The 23214-nt window shown below is 70.2% G+C and carries 16 protein-coding genes and 1 riboswitch; of the genes, 5 read left to right on the forward strand and 11 right to left on the reverse strand.

Translation table 11 applies throughout. The features are described 5' to 3' along the window. Positions 1-3: 3 nt before the first annotated feature. The 8 genes from JIG36_RS35835 to JIG36_RS35870 form a co-directional block, all read right to left on the reverse strand. Positions 4-960 carry a hypothetical protein gene (locus JIG36_RS35835; RefSeq protein ID WP_203380861.1) on the reverse strand — a complete coding sequence of 319 codons (957 nt, stop codon included), beginning with the start codon at positions 958-960 and terminating at the stop codon, positions 4-6. 84 nt (positions 961-1044) lie between these two features. Then, entirely contained in the window at positions 1045-3084 is a 2040-nt protein-coding gene (locus tag JIG36_RS35840) for an amidohydrolase family protein (RefSeq protein WP_203380862.1), read from the reverse strand. Between the two features lie 318 nt (positions 3085-3402). Beyond that, positions 3403-5469 carry a serine/threonine protein kinase gene (locus JIG36_RS35845; RefSeq protein ID WP_203380863.1) on the reverse strand — a complete coding sequence of 689 codons (2067 nt, stop codon included), beginning with the start codon at positions 5467-5469 and terminating at the stop codon, positions 3403-3405. A gap of 152 nt (positions 5470-5621) precedes the next feature. Continuing rightward, entirely contained in the window at positions 5622-6710 is a 1089-nt protein-coding gene (locus JIG36_RS35850; RefSeq protein ID WP_203380864.1) for a sugar phosphate isomerase/epimerase family protein, read from the reverse strand. A gap of 147 nt (positions 6711-6857) precedes the next feature. Next, on the reverse strand, positions 6858-8849 hold the full coding sequence (locus tag JIG36_RS35855; RefSeq protein ID WP_203380865.1) for a M6 family metalloprotease domain-containing protein: 1992 nt from the start codon (positions 8847-8849) through the stop codon (positions 6858-6860). 48 nt (positions 8850-8897) lie between these two features. After that, entirely contained in the window at positions 8898-9818 is a 921-nt protein-coding gene (locus tag JIG36_RS35860; RefSeq protein ID WP_203380866.1) for a PASTA domain-containing protein, read from the reverse strand. A gap of 106 nt (positions 9819-9924) precedes the next feature. Next, on the reverse strand, positions 9925-11076 hold the full coding sequence (locus JIG36_RS35865; protein WP_203380867.1) for a CU044_5270 family protein: 1152 nt from the start codon (positions 11074-11076) through the stop codon (positions 9925-9927). Then, a complete protein-coding gene (locus tag JIG36_RS35870; RefSeq protein WP_203380868.1) occupies positions 11073-11666 on the reverse strand; it encodes an RNA polymerase sigma factor in 594 nt (197 codons plus the stop codon). Before JIG36_RS35870 ends, JIG36_RS35865 begins: the two co-directional genes overlap by 4 nt. 318 nt (positions 11667-11984) lie before the next feature. Between JIG36_RS35870 and JIG36_RS35875 the strand changes: the two genes are divergently transcribed. Continuing rightward, positions 11985-13562 carry a serine/threonine-protein kinase gene (locus JIG36_RS35875; protein WP_203380869.1) on the forward strand — a complete coding sequence of 526 codons (1578 nt, stop codon included), beginning with the start codon at positions 11985-11987 and terminating at the stop codon, positions 13560-13562. 208 nt (positions 13563-13770) lie between these two features. On the opposite strand, the gene JIG36_RS35880 is transcribed toward JIG36_RS35875, so the two are convergent. Together JIG36_RS35880 and JIG36_RS35885 are read right to left on the reverse strand one after the other, a co-directional pair. Further along, positions 13771-14229 carry a hypothetical protein gene (locus tag JIG36_RS35880; protein ID WP_203380870.1) on the reverse strand — a complete coding sequence of 153 codons (459 nt, stop codon included), beginning with the start codon at positions 14227-14229 and terminating at the stop codon, positions 13771-13773. Between the two features lie 74 nt (positions 14230-14303). After that, a complete protein-coding gene (locus JIG36_RS35885) occupies positions 14304-15218 on the reverse strand; it encodes a cation diffusion facilitator family transporter (protein WP_203380871.1) in 915 nt (304 codons plus the stop codon). 258 nt (positions 15219-15476) lie between these two features. Continuing rightward, positions 15477-15687, forward strand: a riboswitch (cobalamin riboswitch). Between the two features lie 114 nt (positions 15688-15801). Between JIG36_RS35885 and JIG36_RS35890 the strand changes: the two genes are divergently transcribed. From JIG36_RS35890 to JIG36_RS35905, 4 genes are all read left to right on the forward strand, one after another. Continuing rightward, positions 15802-18192, forward strand: a complete 2391-nt coding sequence (locus JIG36_RS35890; RefSeq protein ID WP_203380872.1) for a ribonucleoside-diphosphate reductase subunit alpha — start codon at positions 15802-15804, stop codon at positions 18190-18192. A gap of 20 nt (positions 18193-18212) precedes the next feature. Further along, complete coding sequence (locus JIG36_RS35895) at positions 18213-19208, forward strand: ribonucleotide-diphosphate reductase subunit beta (protein WP_203380893.1); 996 nt, start codon at positions 18213-18215, stop codon at positions 19206-19208. A gap of 63 nt (positions 19209-19271) precedes the next feature. Continuing rightward, positions 19272-21506: a 5-methyltetrahydropteroyltriglutamate--homocysteine S-methyltransferase gene (gene metE / locus JIG36_RS35900; RefSeq protein WP_203380873.1), complete on the forward strand. Its 2235-nt coding sequence runs from the start codon at positions 19272-19274 to the stop codon at positions 21504-21506. A 134-nt stretch (positions 21507-21640) separates the two neighbouring features. Continuing rightward, positions 21641-22267: a hypothetical protein gene (locus JIG36_RS35905; protein WP_203380874.1), complete on the forward strand. Its 627-nt coding sequence runs from the start codon at positions 21641-21643 to the stop codon at positions 22265-22267. Between the two features lie 63 nt (positions 22268-22330). On the opposite strand, the gene JIG36_RS35910 is transcribed toward JIG36_RS35905, so the two are convergent. After that, positions 22331-23214 (reverse strand): 2-oxoacid:ferredoxin oxidoreductase subunit beta (locus JIG36_RS35910; protein WP_203380875.1); only part of this gene is annotated, 884 nt, incomplete at its 5' end.

Below are 23214 nucleotides of genomic sequence, written 5' to 3' on the forward strand. Positions count from 1 at the left end.
TGCTTACGGCACCGATGCGGCCACGAACTCCTGATAGGCGGCGACGCCGTCCGGGTCGAGGTAGCTGCCGGTCGGCCCGGCCGTGGCGCCCAGATACCAGTTGTCCATCTGCCAGTAGTTGACGATCCGGAAGTTGCGGGCGGTCAGCCAGGTGCGGGACGCCCGGATCGCCGGCCCCCGTGACGCCCGCACGCCCTGGTCGTCGTCGATGCCCCACTCGGCCAGCGCGAGCGGCCGGCCCTGGCCGCTGACAGCGTTGTACCACCGCGTCATCCGGGGGTCGCTGCCCACGCTGACCGGGTTGTCGGGTTCGCTGCCGCGGGTGCTGGCCTGCCAGTAGAGGTCGAAGCCGTACGCGTCGGCGTACTGCGGCGGGACGATCCAGTCCTGGATCTCGCGGTCGCCGCCGGTGCCGTTGTTGGTGACGCCGGGCGAGCCGGGCCGCCACTGATAGGACATGTGGACCGGCACCACGTCGATCGCGGCGTTCACCGCCTTGGCCACCTGGTAGGCGCGGATGAAGGCCGCGACGAACTGGGTGCCCGTCATGTCGTCCTCGGGCTCGTGGAAATAGGTGAGCAGGCTGCCGGCGGGCATGGCGGCCGCGATGTTCTGGATCTCGGTGTCGCAGCCCCCGGCGGCCACGACCGTCGGCGCGCACGACGTCTTGAAGGAGTACCAGAGCTTTGCCCCGTACGTCGTATGACAGGCGATCGCGTCGGCGGACGGAACCTGGCCGGCCGAGGCGAACACCCGCCGTACGCCGAGGTTGCCGAGGTGGGTCCGCTCGTCGAGGAAGCCGGCGCACGTGTTGCCGCTGCCGACGGTGTCGTTCACTGAAGTGGTGGCGCCGACGCCCAGGGTGGGCAGAGCCGCCTGTGCCGCCGGGACGGGCCCGGCGGCACAGGTGAGGATGACGATCAGCCCCGCGGCGCAAAATCGGTACAGGACTCGTAACATGCCGTCACGGTAGGCGTGGACATCGATTGACCTGAATTAATGAGTTCGTGAGGCCGCGGGCTCACGCGCAATCGGGCATCGCTCTCAAGCCCGGGCCTTCTCCCACATCACGGTGTACGCTTCGGCGCCGCTGAGCAGGTCGCGGCGCAGGGCGGCGGCGTCGGGGCCGGCCTGGTTGATCAGGTCGACGATCCAGTCGGCGTAGAGCCCGTACTGGGCGACGCCGTCGGTGTTGAGGTCGAAGGTGCGCGAGCCGTGGACCTGTTTGGCGACCGTCGTGCCGTTGGTCGCGGTGAACGGGTAGGTCAGCGGGCGCGACGCGGCGTCCTGGCGCGGGGCGGGCTGGGTGCCCAGGCCGTTCACGTCGGTGCCGACCCCGTACCCGGTGATCTTCGAGCCGTTGGCCAGGCCCTTGTTGGTGCGGTACTGCTCGAGGAAGGTCGGCGTGTCCTGGCCGTCGGGCGTGGCCGAGAACGCGTAGCCGGCCACAAAACCGCCGACGCCGAGCATCCGGTTGACCATGGACGGGTCGGACCAGCTGTGCACCGAGGCGACGCCCGGGTAGGAGGCCTGCCGGGCCATGTCGAGCACGGCCGAGGCGGCCTTCACGCTCATGTGGTCGATGTGGATGATCATGCCGCGGTCCATCATCTTCTGGACGAGGTAGCGGCCGAGGTCGGTCAGACCGCGTACGTTGCAGATCTTGCCGCTCGGGTAGACCGGCAGGATCGTGCCCGCGGGCAGGCCCACACCGAGCTGCAGCAGCCGGGCGATGTCGTCGCTGACCAGGGGCTGCTCGTTGTCGGAGGGCCCGGTGCACGAGGTCGCCTGCCACCAGTGGCCGGTCGAGATCAGGTTGCCGACGTTGACCGCGGCGCCGGTGACGCCCTCGTCGAAGCGGGTGCCGCCGAACGCGTTGTCGAACTTGTGAACGGGGTAGAGGCCGCTGACGCCCATGCTCACCAGCTCGTCGAGGCCGGCGTCGATCTGCGCCTTGGTGCACTGCGGCACGTCGTTGACCTCGCGGCAGCCGAAGATCTCGGAGTTCTCGACGCCGATGGTGACGGCCAGCTTGCCCTGGGCGGCGATCTGCCGAACCTGGGCCGGGGTGGTGGCGAGCCGGAACCAGCCCTGGCCGGGCCCGCCGCTGCGGGCGTCCACATAGTCCTGCATCTTGCGCAGATATTGCGCCTGGGCCCGGATCTGGTCCATCTCGTCGCACGAGGTGTGTTCGAGGGTCAGCCCGCAGATCACCCGGTTCGCGACCAGCAGCACGTTGAGCACCCGCTGCCCCGACTTCCAGGCCCGCTCCAGGCTGCGGAAGTAGGAGGCCTCGTGCAGCATCGTGTCGTACTGCGGCCAGTCACCGAAGGTGGGCCAGCCGTCCTCGGCCGAGTTGATCGGGTCGGTGCCGGCGATGATGGCCTCGAGCAGTGCGCCCCAGCCGAGCGTCGCGTGCGAGGGGCAACCCTTCAGTGCGACCGGGGCGCCTCCCGATGCGTACGCGTCCCCGCAGTGCAGTGATCCCCCGAACGCCTCGCCGGCGGTGATGTGCGCGTGGGCGTCGATCCAGCCGACCAGTTTGCCGTTGGCGTCGACACCCGGGGCCGGTGTGCCGCTGACACCGGTGGCAATGTCCGGGATCGCCGCGCAGCCGGTGGCCGGCGACAGGGCGACGGTCGAGTTGGCGTTGCCCGCGCCGAGCCCGCCGAGGTAGACGCCCATCTGCTGACCGGTCGCGGTGGAGACGAAGCGGTACTTGCCGTCGGCGGCGCTGACCGTCCAATCAGCCCGATCCCCGTACGCATCCCCGGCCCACACCCAGCCGAGCACGCTCTGATAGGGCGGTTTGCCGGTGGAGTCCCGCAGCAGGTAACGGCCGAGCTGGGTGGCCTCGAAGCGGAACGGCTCGGCACCCGACGCGGTGGTGGTGAAGCCGTAGCCGACCGAGTCACGCCGTACGAAGCCCTTGGACGTCGTCCCGTCGAACACCTGGATCGTCGCGCACAGGCCTTCCAGATCCTGCGCGGGACTCCAGGCCGGTGCGGCCGAGGCGGGCGCGGGCGCCGCTCCGACAAGCCCCGCGACCAGCACGGTCGCGGCCAGTTTGCGCCATCTCGCCACCGGGAAACCCCCTCCGATTGATCACCGTCGGGCGAGTGTAAGAAACGTCACAGCGCGTTCATAGATGTAAATGTGAAATTTTCTCTCAGATGCATTCTCGCCCGTAGCGGTGGCGAAACAATCAATCGTCATGGATGGTTCCGGGCCCCGCCCAGGCACGCCGTCAGGCGGGATCAGGGTGAGCCGGCCGCGGACACCGCCGCCCACGACGACCACCCGTCAGGCGGTGCGGGCGATTCGAGGAAGGCCTGGTGGCGCGTGGGATGGAGTGGGAGGCCTTACCGCAGCCCCGCCGCAGCTGCGGAACAGGCGCCGGCGCTAAGGCGCGACGGCGATCGTCTGGAAGGCGGACCAGCCGCCCTCTTTGAGCAGCGAGCCGGTCTCGCTGCGCAGGGCGGTGTGGGCACCCTTGATCTCGAACAGACCCGAGTCGCCGGCCGGGGTCAGCTTCCAGGCCTGGGTGGCCTCCCCCGCGCGGCAGGGCTCCATCCGCAACACGGTCTCGCGCACGTCGGTCAGGCAGGCCGGGGCTCCGGCCGCGGGCACCTTGGGCGTGGCCACGATCTGGACCTGGTTCTGGTTGGCCTCGGAGCGCTTGCGGACCTGGGCCGGCTTGATCGTCATCCGGGTCGACTCGGTGACGCCGGTGCCGGTGAGGTCGACCGATCCGTCCGGGTGCGAGCGCAGGTGGTAGTCGCCGCCCGAGTCGCCGGTCAGGGTGATGACGACCGGCTTGCCGAGGTCGATCGCGTAGTTCTTCAGCATGGACACGTCGGCGTCGACGAGCTTCGGGCCGCTGGTCGACGAGGCCGGCGGCTTGGTCACGGCGGCCGGTTCGGGCGAGCCGGGCGCCGAGGTGGCGGCCGCCGCCGGGGGCTCCCCGCGGTCGACGAACGTGTATTTGTCGGCGTACCGGGCCTCGCCGACCTCGTCGACGTCCGAGCGCTTGGCCTCGGCGTCCCACAGCAGGAACCCGTACGCGTTGCCGATGGTGTAGGCGGGCCGCCCGTCGGCATCCCGGCCCGCCTCGCCCAGGGAGAACAGCGTGGCCTTGGTCGGCGTGCAGGCGGTGGCGACCAGCGGAGCGGTGCCCGGCTCCTCGGGGTCGATCTTGACGCCGAGGCAGATCGGCGCGGAGGCGTACCCCTCGTTGGTCAGCGACTGGATCATGTAGTCGACGCCGACCGGCTTCAGCACGAACTGGGACCGCGAGCCGGTGCCGTCGGAGAGGTCGAGCTCGGCGTTGCCGTCCTCCAGCATGAAGAACCGGCGGGAATCGCCGAGCTGCAGGGAGAAGCGGCGGTCACCGGCGAGGATCGCGGTGAGCGGGTCGACCGGGGCCTGAGCCGACGGCGGTGGCGTGGCCGTCGCGCCGGTCGTCCGGTTCGCGTTGAGCATGTGCCCGCCGACCAGACCGGCGACCGCCAGCACGACCAGGGCCGCACCGGCCACCGCCCATCGGCGCACCAGGTGACCGGGCCGGCGGTGCGGAGCCGGAACCGAAGTCGGAGCGTCGACGACCACGTCGTCCGGCGGTGCCGGCACGGCCACCGGGCGCACCGCCCCGGACTGGGTCGCGAGCAACAGGTCGAGCAGTTCGCGGGCGCTGGGCCGCTGCTCCGGATACTTCACCAGCGTGCGCTCGACCACGCTCCGCAGCGGCTCCGGCACGCCCGAGGTGTCCGGCGGCTGGGTCAGGATGCGCATCGCCGTCACGGTCGGGGATTCGCCGGTGAACGGGGTGTGACCGGTCGCGGCGTAGGTGACCACCGCTCCCCACGCGAAGACGTCGACGGCGGTGGTCACCTCGGCGCCGAAGGCGGGGTCGAGCCGCTCCGGCGCCATGTAGGCGACCGTGCCGACCATCTGATCGGTGCTGGTGTGCCGGCTGGTGGCCTCGAAGGCCCGGGCGATCCCGAAGTCGATCACCTTGATGCCGCCCAGGGCGAACAGCACGTTGCCGGGCTTGAGGTCGCGGTGGATGACACCGGCGCCGTGGATCGCGGTCAGTGCGGTGGCCACGCCGACGGCTACCGACTGCAGCGCGGCCCCGGTGAGCGGGCCCTGCTCGCGCACCAGCGCGGTCAGCGACGGGCCGTCGACATACTCGACCACCAGATAGGGCGGGTCATGGTCGGGGGCGGCGTCGAGCACCGCGGCGGTCGAGAACGGCGGCACCTGCCGGGCCCGGCTGACCTCGCTGCGGAAGCGGCCGCGGAACTCGGGGTCGTCGGCGAACTCGGGGCGGACCACCTTGACCGCGACCAGGCGGTCATCGGGCGCGCGACCCAGGAAGACGCTGCCCATGCCGCCCTGACCGAGCCGGGCGATCAGCCCGTACGGCCCGAGCCGGGTGGGGTCGCCGGGACGCAGCGGCATGCTCATGATGTGGTCAGAGCCCGTTCTGTCAGCGGTCGCGGCGAAGATTACCGACGTGCCGCCGCCAGGGTCAAACCGGACACGGTCGCAAACGGGCTCTGACCTGGCCGAATCCCGGGATGATGGGATCGGCGACACACCTCAACGTACGTAGCGGCTCACCGCCGGTAGATGGTCAGGTCGGCCATGTTGCGGTAGCTGATGTCCGCGAAGTCGATCGACTGCCCCGGGTTGGCGGTGCCACCGGGCGCGGAGTCCTGCTCCCAGTTGGCGTGGTGGTAGTCCTGCCGCCCGATCACCTCGAAGAACTGCTGGAAGTTGATGTCGCCCTCCCCCAGCGGCACCATCGTGTAGCCGTTGGCCTGAGTAGGCGCCTTGTCGCCGTCCTTGGCATGGAACAGCGGGAACCGCTCGGTGCGCGGCGCGACGGTGAGGATCGGGTCGAACAGGTCCTCGCGGGCGTTGCCCCGGGAGTCGACATAGGTGTGGTGCTTGAACCGGGCCACGTACGCCCAGTAGATGTCCATCTCGAAGAACACGTACCGCTCGTCGGTCCTGGTGAAGAAGTATTCGAGCTTGCGCTGCCCGGTGGAACGGGTCGGTTTGCCGTTCGCGTCGAGCGGCCCGACGTCGAGCAGGAAGCCGTACGCGGAATCGTGGTTGTGGGTGTAGAGCTTGATCCCCCGCTTGCGGGCCGTACGACCGAGGTCGTTCCAGAGATCGGCGGCCGCATCCCAGTCACTCTTGTAGGCGCTGCCGGTCGGGTCGCTGCCGGTGCCGATGTGCTTCATGCCGAGCGTCTCGGCGATGTCCAGCTGCTGCTCGAAGGTGTCCGCGTTGATCGAGGTGTGGGTGCCGTTGGCCACCAGGCCGTTGTCGTCGAGGATCTTGCGGATCTCGGCCGGGGTGATCTGCCGGCCCAGGATCGAGGTGTTCTGGGTGTAGCCGGCGAACTCGATCTCCTTGTAACCGATCTCGGCCAGCCGGGCCAGGACCCGCTCGAACCCGTACGGCACGCCGGAGTCGTCGGGCGCGGCCGAGATCCGGTCGCGGACGCTGTAGAGGATGATGCCGCGGTTGCGGGCCGGGATCAGCGGCTCGACGCGCAACTTCCCGTTGCCCTGCTTGTCGCCGGCGAGGGACGGGGTTCCGGTGGCGAGGACGGGGATGCCGGCGGCACCGATGGCGGCGGCCGCACCGGCCGAGGCGGTGAGGATCTGACGGCGGGAGACGGGCTTTTTGAACATGCGAACTCCACGGAGGACGTCGTCGGAGAACCCTTTGTGTCACGCATATTTCAGACTTGAAACGACGCTAGCGCTCGCGGGAGTCAAAAGATAGGTCGTTATGGATCTAACTTTTGCCTTGTTCGACAAAAGTGCACCAGCGTCCTCTCAGCCGCGCACCGAGCACGTTGCCGTGGCGCCGGCGGCCGGGCTGCTCTCGGAGGTGAAGGTCACCTGGGCGCGGCGGCTGTCCTTCAGCCACACCTCGACCGTGGACGTCCGGCCGGCGGGGAGGGCCACCACCGTACGGGGAAGGGTTGCGCCTGGGGCCTGGACGCGGAAGACGTCGGTGGCCTTTCCGGTGTTGCGCACGGGGATCAGGCAGCGGGCCCATCCGGAGTGGTCCCGGCGGGCCGTGGCCGGGGCAGCCCGGACGCCGCGGACGGCCGGGCCGGCGCCGTCGAGGGAGCGGACGGCCACCTCGTACGAGAGAACGCCCCGGCGGTCCCGTGCGCGGTCGAGAACGTAGAAGTGCAGGCGGTTGGCCGTGTCGACGTATTCGAAGCGGCTGCCGGAACCCGTACCGGCGTGGAAGAGAGCGTCGGAGAGCTGGCGGTAGTCGCCGATCGTCATCTTCTGCGGCGTGCCGTCGGGGAGAACGAAGTCGACCTTGTCGATGTCCTGCGGGTTGGCGTCGATCGTCCAGATGAACGGGGCGGCGTCGGCGTTCTTGGTCTTGGCCAGCAGCACGCCGGAGTCGGGCGTGAACGAGTCGAAGCCCATCCGGTCGACCACTTCGAGCGTGTAGTTGTCGTAGCCGCCGCCGTCACAGAACGGGTCGGTCGCCGTGTTGCAGGCCGCGCTCCGGTCGCCGCCCTCCAGGGTCACGTTGATGCCGGCCGACCCGGTCGCGCGGGCCTTCACCCGGGCCACCACGACGCCCGAGCCGGCCAGCCCGTCGCGCGACAGGCGGAGCACGTCGTCGCCCGCGATGCCGAGCTTCATCTTGTTGCGCAGCATGTGCTGGGCGCCCATCGACGAGCCGGCCGTGCCCGGGACCAGCCAGCGGCTGTGCGGCCCGCCGGGGCCGTTGAAGGTGCCGCGGCTGAGCATCTCCCACGGCCCGCTGTAGTCGCGGCGGGCCGGGATCCCGTACGGATTGTTGTAGTTGTCGCCGACGCCGAGGATGTGGCTGAACTCGTGCGCGTAGGTGGACATGCCGGAGCTCTCGGCCTGCAGCGAGCTGCCCTGGGTGGCGTTGGGCCAGATGGTGGCCGAGGCCTGCCACGACGTCCATTCGACATAGCGGGTGGCGTTCCAGTTGGGCAGCGCGGTGTCCGGCGGCCCCCACTCGTCGGTCACGTCCTCCTTGGTCGTGAACTTCATCGGCCCGAACTCCTGCCACGTGGCCGACTCGTCCTGGCCGGCCGAGAGGAAGAAGACGAAGTCGTACTTGGCCGCCTCGGTCTCGCCGACCGCGGCGATCCAGGCGGCGCGAGCGTCCGTACGAAGGTTGCGGTTGCAGGTGTCACCGGCCGGGCAGCCCTGGCCCCGCTGCATCTGCGCCTCGATGCCGTACTCGTGGCTCTTGGCGGGCATCTGATAGACCCCGTACGCGCTCAGCTCGATGCCGAACCGCCCGTCCGAGTCCTCCATCCAGTACTCGTGGATGGTGTGGCCGCGGTTGAGCTCGCCGGGCTGGTTGAGGAAGTCACGGTAGAACCGCGGCACGTCGGCCCGGTCCAGATTCTGTACGCCGGACGGGTTGCCGAAGATGGTGGAGTTCGCGGGTTGCGTCACGACGAACGGCTGGTTCGGGTAGTCGACGAGCACGAGGGCGCCGTTGAAGGTGCGTTCCGACCCTCGTACGGCCGGGTTGGCCCAGTCCGTGCCCGGCACCGGCTTGTAGTCGTCCCACGTCATCGTGTCGGGCAGCTCGTAGCGCTGCGGGTCGATCGGCTGCGGCCCGGTCTTGCCCGCGAGCGCGGCGGCCTGGTCGACCTGCCAGGGCTGGGTCTGCGGCCAGTGCCGCATGCGCCAGGGCGTGTCGGGGTCGGCACCGCCGGGCGGCGCCGCCACCGCCGGCGAGGCGATGAGGGCGCCGGCCACGGCCAGCACCACAACGGACGTTGCCGAGACCAGACGTCGCGCGCTCGTCATGCAGTCATCCTGACAAGCCCATAGATGTTAATCAATGCCTGGTCGGAGTCACGCTTTCTGTTCGTCGCCTTTGTCCTCGGTCGGATCGGTTACCACAGCGTCATTCACGGACCCGCCCTCGACCTTCGGCTCCGCTGTTCCTTTGGCGGCCGCCTGGTCAACCTCGCCCCTCGGCTCGTCGGCGGCGTTCGGAGGCGCAGCACCTCCTTCCGTAACGGTGCCCACCTTGCTGCCCTCATCCGCCGGCTGGACCACAGCAGCCGGAGCCACGACACCGGCACCCGCCTCTTCAACCCCGTCCGCCGGCTTGTTCGCAGGCTTATCTGCGGGCTTGTCCGCGGGCTTGGGTGGGGGTTTCGGTGCCACGGTGTCGTCGGCATTTGCCGGGGTGCGCGGGGCCGCCACTGCCGTCACCTTCTCGCCCTGCTTCACCGACGTGCCGGCCGTCGGCCGAGTTTCCGTGACCAGGTCGTCGTCGGCCGCTGTGGTGGGATCGGGTTCGAGCATCAGGCCGAGCGCCTGCGCGACCTGGCGTGAGTTGCCGATCGAGATGCCGACCAGGTTCGGCATGCGCATTGTCGGCGTTCCGAAAGCGGCGTTGAGCAAGTTCCGCTGGGTGTTCTCGGATTCCTTGGACGCGAAATAGAACGCCGTCGCCGTCCCGGCCGAAGCGATGATGCCGCCCATCAACAGGTTTCTCAGCTCGCCCGCGTCGAGGGTGAACGAGAGAACCCCGAAGACGAGCAGGCCCGACACCAGGGCGATGGCGAGCCAGCTGCGGATGAGCGTCGTGTCGGGCGAGGCATCGGATTGATTCTGCTGTCGCCGCGTGGGGGTCCCCTCGAGGACCACCCGGAAGATCAGGACCAGGACTCCCGACCCGAGAATCACGGCGACCATCCAAGCCAGGACCGTGGCTACCTGGTCGTCGCCCAACGTGACGGCGGTTTGCGCGGAGGTCAGTTCCATCACGACTCCTGACTGCTGGGCGCCGCACCCGGCGAGGCCTTGCGGCCAGTGTCGGGGCAGCGCCCAGAGAGTCAACGGTGCGATCACATATCCGACGGTGCAAGGCCTAGCGGGGCAGGCGGTTGGGGCCGCAGTCCGCGGTCTGTGCGTTCGGGCCGGGGGCCGGCGCCGCGTCGACGACCTCGACGCTCAGCACCGCGCGGGCGTCGACGGTCACGTTCGTCGCGGTTGTCACCTGGCGCTCGCCCAGGTAGCGGAAGGTGTCGGCGGCGAAGATCAGTTGGGCCCGGATTCCCTTGCCGGTGAGGGTCTTGCTGACCGCGATGCCGGGGCGGCCGGCGGCGTCGGTTGCCTCGGTGACCAGGTCCACGCCAGGCTGGTCGGCCATCAGGCGATAGATGGCCGCGCGCAGCTTCGGCGGGACGACGGCGGCGCGAGCGAGGCCGGACAACGTGTCCCAGGAGTCTTCCGGGTCGTCCGCCGTCACGCGTTTGGCCAATTCTTGCGGGTCGGTCGGCAGGGTGCTGAGGAACGCGTACGTCGGTGCGGTGAGGCTTCCGGTGCAGGCCGCGACCTGCCACTCGGCGTCGGCCGGCTGTCGCGTCTCCGTGGGGAGCGCTTGGCCGGGCAGCGGCTGCGGGGATCCGTACGCGATGCGGATGAGGCCGGGACGTTTGCTCGCCGCCGATTCCCAGCCCTGCCAGCGCGAAGGCTGCAGCCACGTCACGGCCGGCTTGGCCGAGGCGGGATTCTTCCCGACCGGAGTGGAGGCGGGGCCTCCGCCTACGGCCGCGACCTCGGTCATCGTGACGTGGACCAGCTGGTCGGGGCGTGGCGCCAGCTCCTCCTCGGCGGCCACCAGCGACGCCCGGCGTAGGAGGTCGGCCGCGCTCGCTGGTCGCGTTTCGCCGGGCGGGGTTCCGGGGGTTCCGGTCAGCGCGCCCGACGCTGCGGCCACGGCGACTCCGACGGCTGCGGCTGCGGTGGCCAGGCCGGCGCCCCAGGCGATCTGCCACCTACGGCGGGGCCGCCGGCCCTCCCGACGGGCGCGGATCGGCGGGCCTTCCTGCCGGGCGGGCGTCTGTGGGCTTTTCTGTCGGGCGGGCGTCGGCGCGCTTTCCTGTCGGGCGGGCGTCGGCGCGCTTTCCTGTCGGGCGAGCAGGAGAAGGCGGGCGCGGGCGTCGGCCACGACGGCCGCGCCCGGTGCCTCGGTGGGGCGGGCCTCCGACAGCAGGGAAAGTTCGTCCATCATGGTCATGGCCTCTCGTCCGTTTCCTGGTAGGGGTTCAGCGCATCCCGCAGCCGGCGTCGTGCGCGGTGTATGCGGGAGCCGATCGTGCCGACGGGCACCTGCAGCGCGGCGGCCGCCTCCTCGTGGGACATCTCGCCCCACACCACCAGCAGCAGGGCGTCGCGGTCACCGGTGGACAGGCCGGCCAGCGCGGCGAGGATGCGGTTGCGGGCGACGTCGGCCGCGGCGCGGGCCGTCGCGCTGTCCTCGTGACCGGGCTCGGCCGGATCGGTGGCCGCTCGCGCGTACGCCCGGTAACCGCGGATCTCGTCACGCTGCTGCCCGCGGATCAGGTTGGTGGCAATGCCGAACAGCCACGCCCGTACGGTCCCCTTGTCCGGGTCGAACGACGCGCGGCGGGTGAACGCTACGAGCATCGTCTCGGCCGCGACATCGTCGCCGCCCGCACGCCCCAGCCGGCGTGCGGCGTAACGGTGCAGCTGGGCGAAGTACCGGTCGAACAGCTCCGCGAAGCACTCCGGCTCGGTGCGGGACCGCCGCAGCAGGTCGCCGTCGCTGGTACTGCTCCCGCTCAACTCGTCAATGGCCGCATCCATCCGGGTCCCTTCGTCGAACTCCGCTGACATCGATGATTGGCCGCAACCCAAGTTGATCTTCACGGGCGGGCCCACGACCCGCGCGACGCACGGCTACGGCGGCGCCCCGGCCGCGGCTTTCCAGCGGCGCCTCGAACGCGGCTTCCCGGCAGCGCCCCGAACGCGGCTTCCCGGCAGCGCCCCGAACGCGGCTTCCCGGCAGCGCCCCGAACGCGGCTTCCCGGCAGCGCCCCGAACGCGGCTTCCCGGCAGCGCCCCGAACGCGGCTTCCCGGCGGCGCTGAACGGGCCTGACCAGGTACGGCCTAAGCTCTGCGACATGCTGCGGATCGGGTATCGGCTCGGCGACCGTTACCGGCTGGCGGACCGGATCGGCGCCGGTGGCATGGGTGAGGTGTGGCGGGGCGTCGACGAGGTGCTCGGGCGTACGGTCGCGGTGAAGGCGATGCTGCCCGCGGTGGCCGACGACCCCGACTTCGCGCGGCGGTTCCTGGCCGAGGCGACCGCGATGGCCCGGGTCAACCATCCGGCGGTGGCGTCGATCCACGACTACGGCCGCAGCCACGACATCACCTATCTGGTGATGGAGTTCGTCGAGGGCGAGTCGCTGGCCCAGACGCTGGCCCGGTCGGGGCGGATGACGCCCGAGGAGACCATGCGGGTGATCGCGCAGGCCGCGGACGGTCTGCAGGCCATCCACGACCAGGGCATCGTGCACCGCGACATCAAACCGGCCAACCTGCTGATCCGCCGCGACGGGGCGGTCCTGATCACCGACTTCGGCATCGCCCGCCACGACGACGCGAGCCGGCTGACCGCCTCCGGCGCGATCCTGGGTACGCCCAGTTACCTCTCGCCCGAACAGGTGCTGGGTCAACCGGCCACGGCTCGCAGCGACGTCTACTCGCTCGGGCTGACCGCGTACGAATGTCTGGCCGGGCAGAAGCCGTTCGAGGGCGACAACCCGTACGCGGTGGCCCTGCAACGCCTCCAGGCGGCGCCACGCACCATCGGCGTGCATCTGCCGGCCCCGATCCTCGGTGTGGTCGAGCGGGCCCTGGCCACCGATCCGGCACACCGCTGGCCGACGGCAGCCGCCCTGGCCGAGGCCGCCCGCACCGCCACCGACCCGCGCAACCCATGGCCGGGCCGGGCCGCCCACCCCGGCATCCACCAGCCGGGCGGGGCCGCACACGCCACCAACGACCCCCACAACCGCCAGCCGGGCCAGGCCGCACACGCCACCAACGACCCCCACAACCGCCAGCCGGGCGACGCCGCCTACGCCGCTTTCGATCCGGGCAACCGACCGCCGGGCGTGGCCACCGACCCCTCCGCCGTGCCCCGCTCCCGGCCGCCCGCCCGGGCGCGGAAACGAACCATGCTCGCCGCCTTGGCCGCCCTACTGGTGATCGGCGGCGTGGCCGGCTGGGGTATCAGCAGAATCGGCGGCGACTCCAACGCGGCCACGCCGGGAGTGACCACCACAACCACCACTGCGACGGCCGCCGGTGGGGTGCTCCGCGAGTGCGGAACCGGGTTCTGCCCGCTCGAACCGCTCTGCTGGGGCGGCTTGACGGCGATCAGCGGCAAGGCCCATCCCCCGTCCCGCATCGACTGCACCCAGGAACACGCCTGGGAGACCTTCGTGGCCTTGGCGATCCCGGACGGCGCCGCCGACGTACGCCAGGACTCCCTGATGGGCCGCGAGGAGATCGCCAACGCCTGCTCGGCGGCCGTCATGGCCTCGCGCAGCAAGGATCCCGACGCCACCCGCTCGTGGAGGCGGGACGCCTGGCCGATCACCCTGCCCGGAGGCGGCACACCCCTGCTGCACTGCCTCGCCACCCCGGCCGAGGGCGGCGACACCAGCGGCGGCGCTTTCCTGGTGGGCTAGGAGATCCCGTGCGACAGCCGGTCTGTGAGACGGGCGCGAAGCCGAAACCGGGCCGCGCGGCCGCCATTCTCACTCGCTGTGCGGGGCCATCGAGACCACCGATGAGGTCGCCGCCGGTCCCCGGAACGTTCATGATGGCCGCTTCCAGCTCACCGAATCCCCGCACGCCCGGCTCTTCTCCGCGCCCCAGCGACAGGTCCCGGATACCTCAAGCGCTCAGGAGCCGGCTGAATCCGGCCGACAGCTGGGCGCCGGCGTGGCCCACGGCCGCGAACGAGCGTTCTCCGCCGTCTTCGAGCTGCAGGGAAACGGTGACCTGGGCCGCCTCGGCACTGCTGCGGGCGTTCACGACCGTGGCGGGCGAGATGACGTACGGCGTCCGTCGCCTGTCTCGACGCGCCAACAGGAACCACCAGACCCCACCGCCGGCCGTGGCCGCGAGGGCCAGCGCGACGAGCACCCAGAGGGCCAGGTCGAGCCCGGCGAAGCCACGGTCGCCGGCGTTGACCGCGACCGCGGCCAGTCCGGTGCCCAGCAACAGCCCGCCGACGCAGGCGCGGACGGCACGCGGACGGGCCGGGGACGTCTCGTGCACCTCGACCTGCTCCGGGCCGAACTGCAGGGTCACCGACTGACCGGTCTCGGTGCTGACGTGGGGAACTTTCACCGGGCCCACGCTACCGATGGCCCCCGCCGGTTCGAGCCGGGCCCACGCCACCGATGGCCCGAGCCGGGCCCACGCTACCGGTGGGTCGGATGCTCGTGGTCGGCGTGCCCGGCCGGTTCGAGCTGGAACGTGGAGTGTTCGACGTCGAAGTGCCCGGTCAGGCAGCTCTGCATCGAGTCGAGCAGTTGGGGCGCGTGGCCGTCGTGGAAGCAGGAGTCGTCGACCACGACGTGCGCGCTGAGCACCGGCAGCCCCGACGTGACGGTGAGAACGTGCAGGTCGTGGACGTCCTTGACGTGGTCGAGGCCGACGATGTGGGCCCGCACCTGGTCGAGGTCGATGTCGGCCGGCGCCGTCTCGAGCAGGATGCTGCCCGCCTCGCGCAGCAGCTTGAGGGCGCGCGGCACGATGATCAGCCCGATCAGCACCGAGACCATCGGGTCGGCCCGGGTGAAGCCGGTCCAGGCGATCACCCCGGCCGCGATGAGCACGCCGACCGAGGTGGCCGTGTCGGTGGCGACCTCGAGGAACGCGCCCTTCATGTTGAGGCTGGCCGAGCGGGCGCGGTAGAGCAGGGCCACGCCGATGAGGTTGCCGACCAGGCCGATCACGCCGAACAGGGCCATGCCGCCGGGCTCGACCTCGGCCGGGTCGACCAGGCGGCGTACGCCCTCGACGAACACGTAGACGCCGATGCCGGACAGGATCAGCCCGTTGACCGCCGCGGCCAGGATCTCGGCCCGGGCCCACCCGAACGTCCGCCGCCCCGAGGCCGGGCGCGCCGCCAGCAGGGTGGCGCCGAGGGCGAGCGCGACACCACCGGCATCGGCCAGCACGTGACCCGCGTCGGCCAGCAGCGCGAGGCTGCCGGTGATCAGCGCACCGACGACCTCGACGGCGAAGATGCCGGCCGAGATGGCCAGGACGCCCGCCAGAAGCCCGCGGTGACTCCCGGTCGCCGTCTGCCCGTGATCGTGGCCGTGCCCCATCAGCTCTCCACCCGGCCGCTCGGAACCATGTTCATATGCGCACCCTACTATATGTCCAGGAGCCGCGGCAAAGGAGGCGGCAGACGCAGGTCACTGGGAGACCTCCTCGCGGAAACCGGACGGGTGAGCCTTTCCGCCTGCGTGACCCGACCGGGCCGTACGGCGTAACGGGTCACCGCGAGCGCACCGGGGGTGACCGTGAGGTGCGACACGCCCGGCACACCATCTGGTGTTGCTTGCACTGAGCCTCACCCATATATGGTGTCTCTCGCAGCTGGTTCGGGCGCCGCGTCGAGCGGTGTTCGAGGCAAGAGGGAATCCGGTGTGAATCCGGGACTGCCCCGCAGCGGTGAGTGGGAACGAAAGCTGTCACACAGCACTGGGCTCCGCCGAGCCTGGGAAGCGACGGCCGGTAGGAACGAGCACGACGCCCGCGAGTCCGAAGACCTGCCAGCGCACCGTGCGCCGCCGTGGCGTGCGGTGGTTGAAGGCCGCGCGGGACGGCCGACGCCATCAGGACGGCCGGAGTGTGGCCGTCGGCGTCCCCGTGTGCCTTCGCAGAGGCTTTGGGGGGACGCGAGAGATGACGGTCACGCACGACAAGACCGGTGTGCCGGAGCAGCGCCGGCACCAGATGCGGGTACGCAAGCGCAGCGGCGATCTGGAGACGGTCGACGTCAACAAGATCGTCAAGGCGGTCGAGCGGTGGGTGGCCGACCTCGACGAGGTGGATCCGCTGCGGGTCGCGACCAAGACGATCAGCGGGCTCTACGACGGTGCGACCACGGCCGAGCTCGACAAACTGTCCATCCAGACGGCGGCCGAGCTGATCGGCGAGGAGCCGCAATACTCCCGGCTGGGCGCGCGCCTGCTCGCCGCGTACGTGGAGAAGGAAGTTCGCCAGCAGGGGGTCGCGACCTTCAGCCAGTCGATCCGCTACGCCCACCAGCTGGGCCTGATCGGCGACGAGACCGCTGCGTTCGTCGCCGCCAACGCCCGCAAGCTCGACGACGCGGTGGACGAGAACCAGAACCTGCGCTTCGAATACTTCGGACTGCGTACGGTGGCCGACCGTTACCTGCTGCGCCACCCGCAGGCGCGGACCGTGGTCGAGACGCCGCAGTACTTCCTGCTGCGCGTGGCCTGCGGGCTGAGCACGAACCCGGCCGAGGCGATCGGCTTCTACCGGCTCATGTCGTCGCTGGCCTACCTGCCCAGCTCGCCGACCCTGTTCAACTCGGGCACCCGGCACACCCAGATGTCGAGCTGCTTCCTGGTCGACTCCCCCAAGGACGAGCTCGACTCGATCTACGAGCGGTACCACCAGGTCGCGAAGCTGTCGAAGTTCTCCGGCGGCATCGGCATCTCGTGGAGCCGGATCCGGGGGCGGGGCGCGCTGATCCGCGGGACGAACGGCAGGTCGAACGGGATCGTGCCGTTCCTCAAGACCCTCGACGCGGGCGTGGCCGCCGTCAACCAGGGCGGCCGGCGCAAGGGTGCGGCGTGCGTCTATCTGGAGCCGTGGCACCCGGACGTCGAGGAGTTCCTGGAGCTGCGGGACAACACCGGCGAGGACTCACGGCGTACGCACAACTTGAATCTGGCCAACTGGATCCCGGACGAGTTCATGCGCCGGGTCGAGGCCGACGAGGACTGGTCGCTCATCGACCCGTCGGACGCGCCCGAGCTGCCGGACCTGTTCGGTGACGAGTTCGACGCGGCCTACAAGGCGGCCGAGAAGAACGCCGTCAAAACCGTCAAGGCACGGGACCTGTACGGGCGGATGATGCGCACCCTGGCGCAGACCGGCAACGGGTGGATGACGTTCAAGGACCCGTCGAACCGGCTGTCCAACCAGACCGGCGCGCCCGGCAACACGATCCACCTGTCCAACCTGTGCACCGAGATCCTCGAGGTCAACTCGGACGACGAGACCGCGGTCTGCAACCTGGGCTCGATCAACCTGGGCGCGCACATCACCGACGGCGGCGTCGACTGGGAGAAACTGCGTTCCACCGTACGGACGGCGGTCGTCTTCCTCGATCGGGTCATCGACATCAACTACTACCCGTCGCCGCAGGCCGCGAAGTCGAACCCGCGCTGGCGGCCGATCGGGCTCGGGCTGATGGGCCTGCAGGACGCGTTCTTCCAGCTGCGGCTGCCGTTCGACTCCCCCGCCGCGAAGGAGCTGTCCACCCGCGTACAGGAAGAGATCTTCCTGACCGCCCTGGAGAGCTCGACCGGTCTGGCCGAGCAGTTCGGTTCCCATCCCTCGTACGCGGAAACGCGCGCGGCGAACGGCGATCTGCACCACGAGTTATGGGGCGCCACGCCGTCGCAGACCGAGCGGTGGGCCGCCCTCAAGGCCCGGATCGCCGAGCACGGGCTGCGCAACTCGCTGATGATCGCCATTGCTCCGACGGCGACCATCGCGTCGATCGCGGGCTGCTACGAGTGCATCGAGCCGCAGGTGTCCAACCTGTTCAAGCGCGAGACCATGTCGGGCGAGTTCCTGCAGATCAATTCCTATCTCGTACGGGAATTGAAGGCTCGCGGGTTGTGGACGGCCGCCATCCGGGAGCAGATCAAGCGGGCCGAGGGTTCGGTGCAGGGCATCGCCGACCTGCCGTCCGAGGTACGGGAACTCTTCCGCACCGCCTGGGAGCTGCCGCAGCGGGCGCTGATCGACCTGGCCGCGGCCCGGGCGCCCTACATCGACCAGTCGCAGTCGCTCAACCTGTTCATGAGCGCGCCGACCATCGGCAAGGTCTCCTCGATGTACCTGTACGCGTGGAAGGCCGGGCTGAAGACCTCGTACTACCTGCGCTCGCGACCCGCGACGCGCATTCAGCAGGCCACCGTCTCGGTCGCGCCCGCCGTGGCTCTCCCCGCCGTGGCTCTCCCCGTCGTGTCCGACGAGGAAGCGCTCGCCTGCTCCCTGGAAAACCCCGAAAGCTGTGAGGCCTGCCAGTGACCACGACCCCCGTTACGCAGATGCTCCTCGACCCCGGCATGGATCTGACGCTGCGGCCGATGCGCTACCCGCACTTCTTCGACCGGTTCAAGGACGCCATCAAGAACACCTGGACCGTCGAGGAGGTCGACCTGCACTCCGACCTCGCCGACCTGCAGCGGCTCTCCCCGGCCGAGCAGCACCTGGTGTCGCGCCTGGTCGCGTTCTTCGCCACCGGTGACACGATCGTGGCGAACAACCTCGTGCTCAACCTCTACCAGCACGTCAACTCGCCCGAGGGCCGGCTGTATCTGTCGCGGCAGCTGTTCGAGGAGGCCGTGCATGTGCAGTTCTATCTGAACCTGCTCGACACCTACGTCCCCGACGAACGGGAGCGGTTCGAGGCGTTCGCCGCGGTCGAGAACATCCCGTCGATCGCGCGCAAGGCCGAGTTCTGCTTCAAGTGGATCGACTCGATCTACTCGGTGCGGGAGTTGAAGACCCGGGAGGACCGTCGGGCCTTCCTGCTCAACGTGATCTGTTTCGCCGCCTGCATCGAGGGCCTGTTCTTCTACGGCGCTTTCGCGTACGTGTACTACCTGCGCTCGCGCGGCGTCCTGCAGGGCCTGGCCTCGGGCACCAACTGGGTGTTCCGCGACGAGAGCATGCACATGGCGTTCGCGTTCGACGTGGTCGACACCGTACGCCAGGAGGAGCCGGACCTGTTCGACGCGGCGATGGAGCAGCAGGTGCGCGACATGCTGTCCGAGGCCGTCGAGTGCGAGGTCCAGTTCGCCGAGGACCTGCTCGAACAGGGCGTGTCCGGCATGTCCCTGGCCGACATGCGCGAGTACCTGCAGCACGTCGCCGACCGCCGCCTGTCGGCGCTGGGCATCGACCCGATCTACGGCTCGAAGAACCCGTTCGCCTTCATGGAACTGCAGGACGTGCAGGAGCTGTCGAACTTCTTCGAGCGCCGGGTCTCGGCCTACCAGGTCGGTGTGACGGGCTCGGTCTCGTTCGACGACGACTTCTGACCGTCCCGGCCGGCGCCGCCCACTCCGGCGCCGGCCCCCGCTCTTCGAGGGAAGGACCCCCTGTTGTCTTTCGGTCAGAGCACCGTCCTCGGCTATCCGCGCATCGGCGCGAACCGTGAACTGAAGAAGGCCGTCGAGGCCTACTGGGCCGGGCGCATCGACGCCGCCGAGCTCGAGCGGACCGCCGCCGCGCTGCGGGCCGAGGTGTGGCAGTCGCTGCGCAACGCCCGCCTCGACGCCATCCCGTCCAACACCTTCTCGTTCTACGACCACGTTCTGGACACCGCCGTCGCCGTCGGGGCGGTCCCGGACCGGTTCCGCCGGCTCGGACTGTCCGAACTGGACACGTACTTCGCCATGGCGCGCGGGGCCGACACCGAGCCCGCTCTCGAACTGACCAAGTGGTTCGGCACCAACTACCACTACCTGGTCCCCGAGATCGACGCGAGCACCCTGTTCGCGGCCGACCCCGAGAAACCCCTGCGCGAGTTCGCCGAGGCGCGGGAACTCGGGATCACCACCCGGCCGGTGCTGGTCGGCCCGGCCACGTTCCTGTTGCTGGCCAAGGGTGAGAACCCGTTCGCCCGCCTCGACGAGCTGGTGCTGGTCTACGCCGACATCCTGCGGCAGCTGGCCACGGCCGGTGTCGAGTGGGTGCAGCTCGACGAGCCCGCGTACGTCGCCGACCGCACCCCCGATGAGATCGAGGCACTGGGCCGGGCCTACACCAGGCTCGGCCGCCTCGACCGGCGGCCGCGCATCTTCGTGGCGACCTACTTCGGCGAGCTCGGCGACGCCCTGCCGGCCCTGCTCGACACCCCGATCGACGCGCTCGGCCTCGACCTGGTCGCCGGCCCCGGCAACCTGGAACGGCTCGCCGCGGCCGGACCGTTGCGCGGCAAGACGATCGTGGCCGGGCTGGTCGACGGGCACAACGTGTGGCGGACCGACCTGCGAGCGGCCGTGACCGCGGGCGCGACCGTCGCCGGGCTGGCCGACCACCTCGCCGTCTCGACATCCTGCTCGCTGCTGCACGTGCCGGTCGACCTGTCGGCCGAGAAGCGCCTCGACCCCGATCTGTTCGCGCGGCTCGCGTTCGCCCGGCAGAAGGTCGACGAGGTCGTGCTGCTCGGCAAGGCGTTGCGGGACGGCACCGCCCATCTGCCCGAGCCCCTTCCACCCGTCCCGGCGTCGTGGCGGCGCCCCGACGTCCGTGAGCGGCTGGCCGCGCTCGGCCCGGCCGACCGGCAGCGCGGCGCCTACGCGGACCGGGCCACGGCCCAGCAGGCCCGGCTCGGCCTTCCGGACCTGCCCACGACGACCATCGGTTCCTTCCCGCAGACCGCCTCGCTGCGGGCGGCCCGCGCGGAGCTGAGGGGCGGCCGCCTCGACGAGGCCGGCTACGCACAACGGATGCGTGCCGAGATCGAGCGGGTCATCCGGCTCCAGGAAGAGCTCGGCCTGGACGTGCTGGTGCACGGCGAGCCCGAGCGCAACGACATGGTGCAGTACTTCGGCGACCAGCTCGACGGGTTCGCCACGACCGAACTCGGCTGGGTCCAGTCGTACGGCTCCCGCTGTGTCCGCCCGCCGATCATCCATGGCGACGTGGCCCGCCGGGCGCCGATGACGGTCGAGATGTCGGCCTACGCCCAGTCGCTCACGGCCAGGCCGGTCAAGGGCATGCTCACCGGCCCGGTCACCATCCTGGCGTGGTCGTTCGTGCGCAACGACCAGCCCCGCGCCGACACCGCCGACCAGGTCGCCCTCGCCCTGCGCGACGAGACGATCGACCTCGAAGCGGCCGGCATCCGGGTGATCCAGGTCGACGAGCCGGCCCTGCGCGAGACACTGCCGCTGCGCCGGGCCGGCCAGAAGGCGTACCTGGACTGGGCGGTTGGGTCGTTCCGGCTGGCCACCAGCGGCATGGCTGACGACACCCAGCTGCACACCCACCTCTGTTACTCGGAGTTCGGTGAGGTCATCACCGCCATCGACGCGCTCGACGCCGACGTCACCAGCATCGAGGCGTCCCGCTCCAAGATGGAGGTGCTCGACGACCTGGCCGCGATCGGCTACTCGCGGGGCGTCGGCCCCGGCGTCTGGGACATCCACTCCCCTCGCGTGCCGTCGCAGGACGAGGTGGTCGACGCCGTGCGCCGGGCGCTCGAAGCGGTCCCCGCCCGGAGGCTGTGGGTCAATCCCGACTGCGGCCTCAAGACCCGCGGCTACCCCGAGGTCGAGGCGTCGCTGAAGCATCTCGTGTCCGCGGCCGTCGAGCTGCGCGGCCGCCCCTGATCCGACTCCCGGCCGCACCCGCCTCAGGATGGTCCGGCGAGCGGCGATATCGGAGCTTTTGAGGTCGCCTGTCTTTCCTGGACGGAGGTGCCTAACGTGGCCGCAAGCCCCAGAGAATCGACCAGGAGTGATGTATGCGACGTACGTTCGTGGCCCTAGCGGTGGCAGTCGCCGCGCTCGTTCTCACGCCCGGCGCGGCGGCCGCCTCGCCATCCGCGCCCGACCGTGACTGCGGCACGATACGGCTGACCGGAAGCCTGCCCAAGCCCTCGGCCGGCACCTCCGTCCGCCAGTCGGTCACGATCGGGCCGGACTGCCGGGTCGTCACCGGCCCGGTCACTGTCGCACCGGCGGCGCGGGCCGCGGCCGCCGCGCCGTTCCACACCTACTCCGAGATGTACGACTGCTGCGGCATCGTGATGTCGGCGCTCTACACCGACAGCACCGCGACGACGGCCGGCGGTCAGGTGACCTCGTCGTCGACGACGTGGTCGACGCACGTCAACCGGGAACCGTGGAACGCCGGCTGGTCGGTGAGCACCGCGTCGAGCAGCGGGGGTTGCGCCGGCGCGTGCCCCACCGCCACCTACAACCACCACGCCGAGTTCTCCTACCAGGGAGTCTTCGACCCCACCGGGGACTGGTACTACAACGTCCACGACTCCAAGGTTGTGCTCAGCGGGAACGGCACGGCCCGCTGCGAGCAGAGCGTGACCCTCCGGCACTCCTTCATCGGCTGGAACTGGGTCCACGGCTGCTGACGCCCTCGGCCGGACAACGGGCCCGGAACGAGCATCGCTCGTTCCGGGCCCGGTTCGTCGCGGTCAGATGATGGTCCAGGTGTCGGCCTTGGTGAGCAGGTTGTCGAGCATCTGCTCGGCGGTGCCGTCGGCCTGCGCCTTGGCGTCGACCAGTTGCTTGGTGATCAGTTCGTCGTAGGACGGGCGTTGCACGTTGCGGAACACGCCGATCGGAGTGGTTCCCAGGTCGGAGCCGGAGAGCCGGGTCAGAGCGAACGCGTACGCCGGGTCGTCGACCGTGGCGTCGTGGACGATCGCCTCGCCACCCTCCTCGACCTTGAGCCCGAACCCGCCGGCGGGGTGGGTGACCGCGAACCGGCCGTCGGCGCCGAACGTGATCGGCTGGCCCTGCTCCAGGCGGATCAGGTGGTCGTCGCGGGTGCCCGCGTCTTTGATCAGCTCGAACGCGCCGTCGTTGAAGATGTTGCAGTTCTGGTAGATCTCCACGAACGCCGAGCCCTGGTGCTGGGCGGCGGCCCGCATCACCGACTGCAGGTGTTTGGCGTCCGAGTCGATGGTCCGGGCGACAAAGGTGGCCTCGGCGCCGAGGGCCAGGGAGAGCGGGTTGAACGGCGAGTCGGCCGAGCCGGCCGGGGTCGACTTGGTGATCTTGCCGAGTTCGGAGGTCGGCGAGTACTGCCCCTTGGTCAGGCCGTAGATCCGGTTGTTGAACAGCAGGATCTTCAGGTTGACGTTGCGGCGCAGCGCATGGATCAGATGGTTGCCACCGATCGACAACGCATCGCCGTCCCCCGTCACCACCCACACCGACAGATCCGGCCGCGACGCGGACAGTCCGGTGGCGATCGCCGGCGCGCGGCCGTGGATCGAGTGCATCCCGTAGGTGTTCATGTAGTACGGGAAGCGTGAGGAGCAGCCGATGCCGGAGACGAACACGATGTTCTCGC

Source organism: Paractinoplanes ovalisporus, assembly GCF_016834655.1.
In the GTDB taxonomy this organism is placed as follows: Bacteria; Actinomycetota; Actinomycetes; order Mycobacteriales; family Micromonosporaceae; genus Actinoplanes; species Actinoplanes ovalisporus.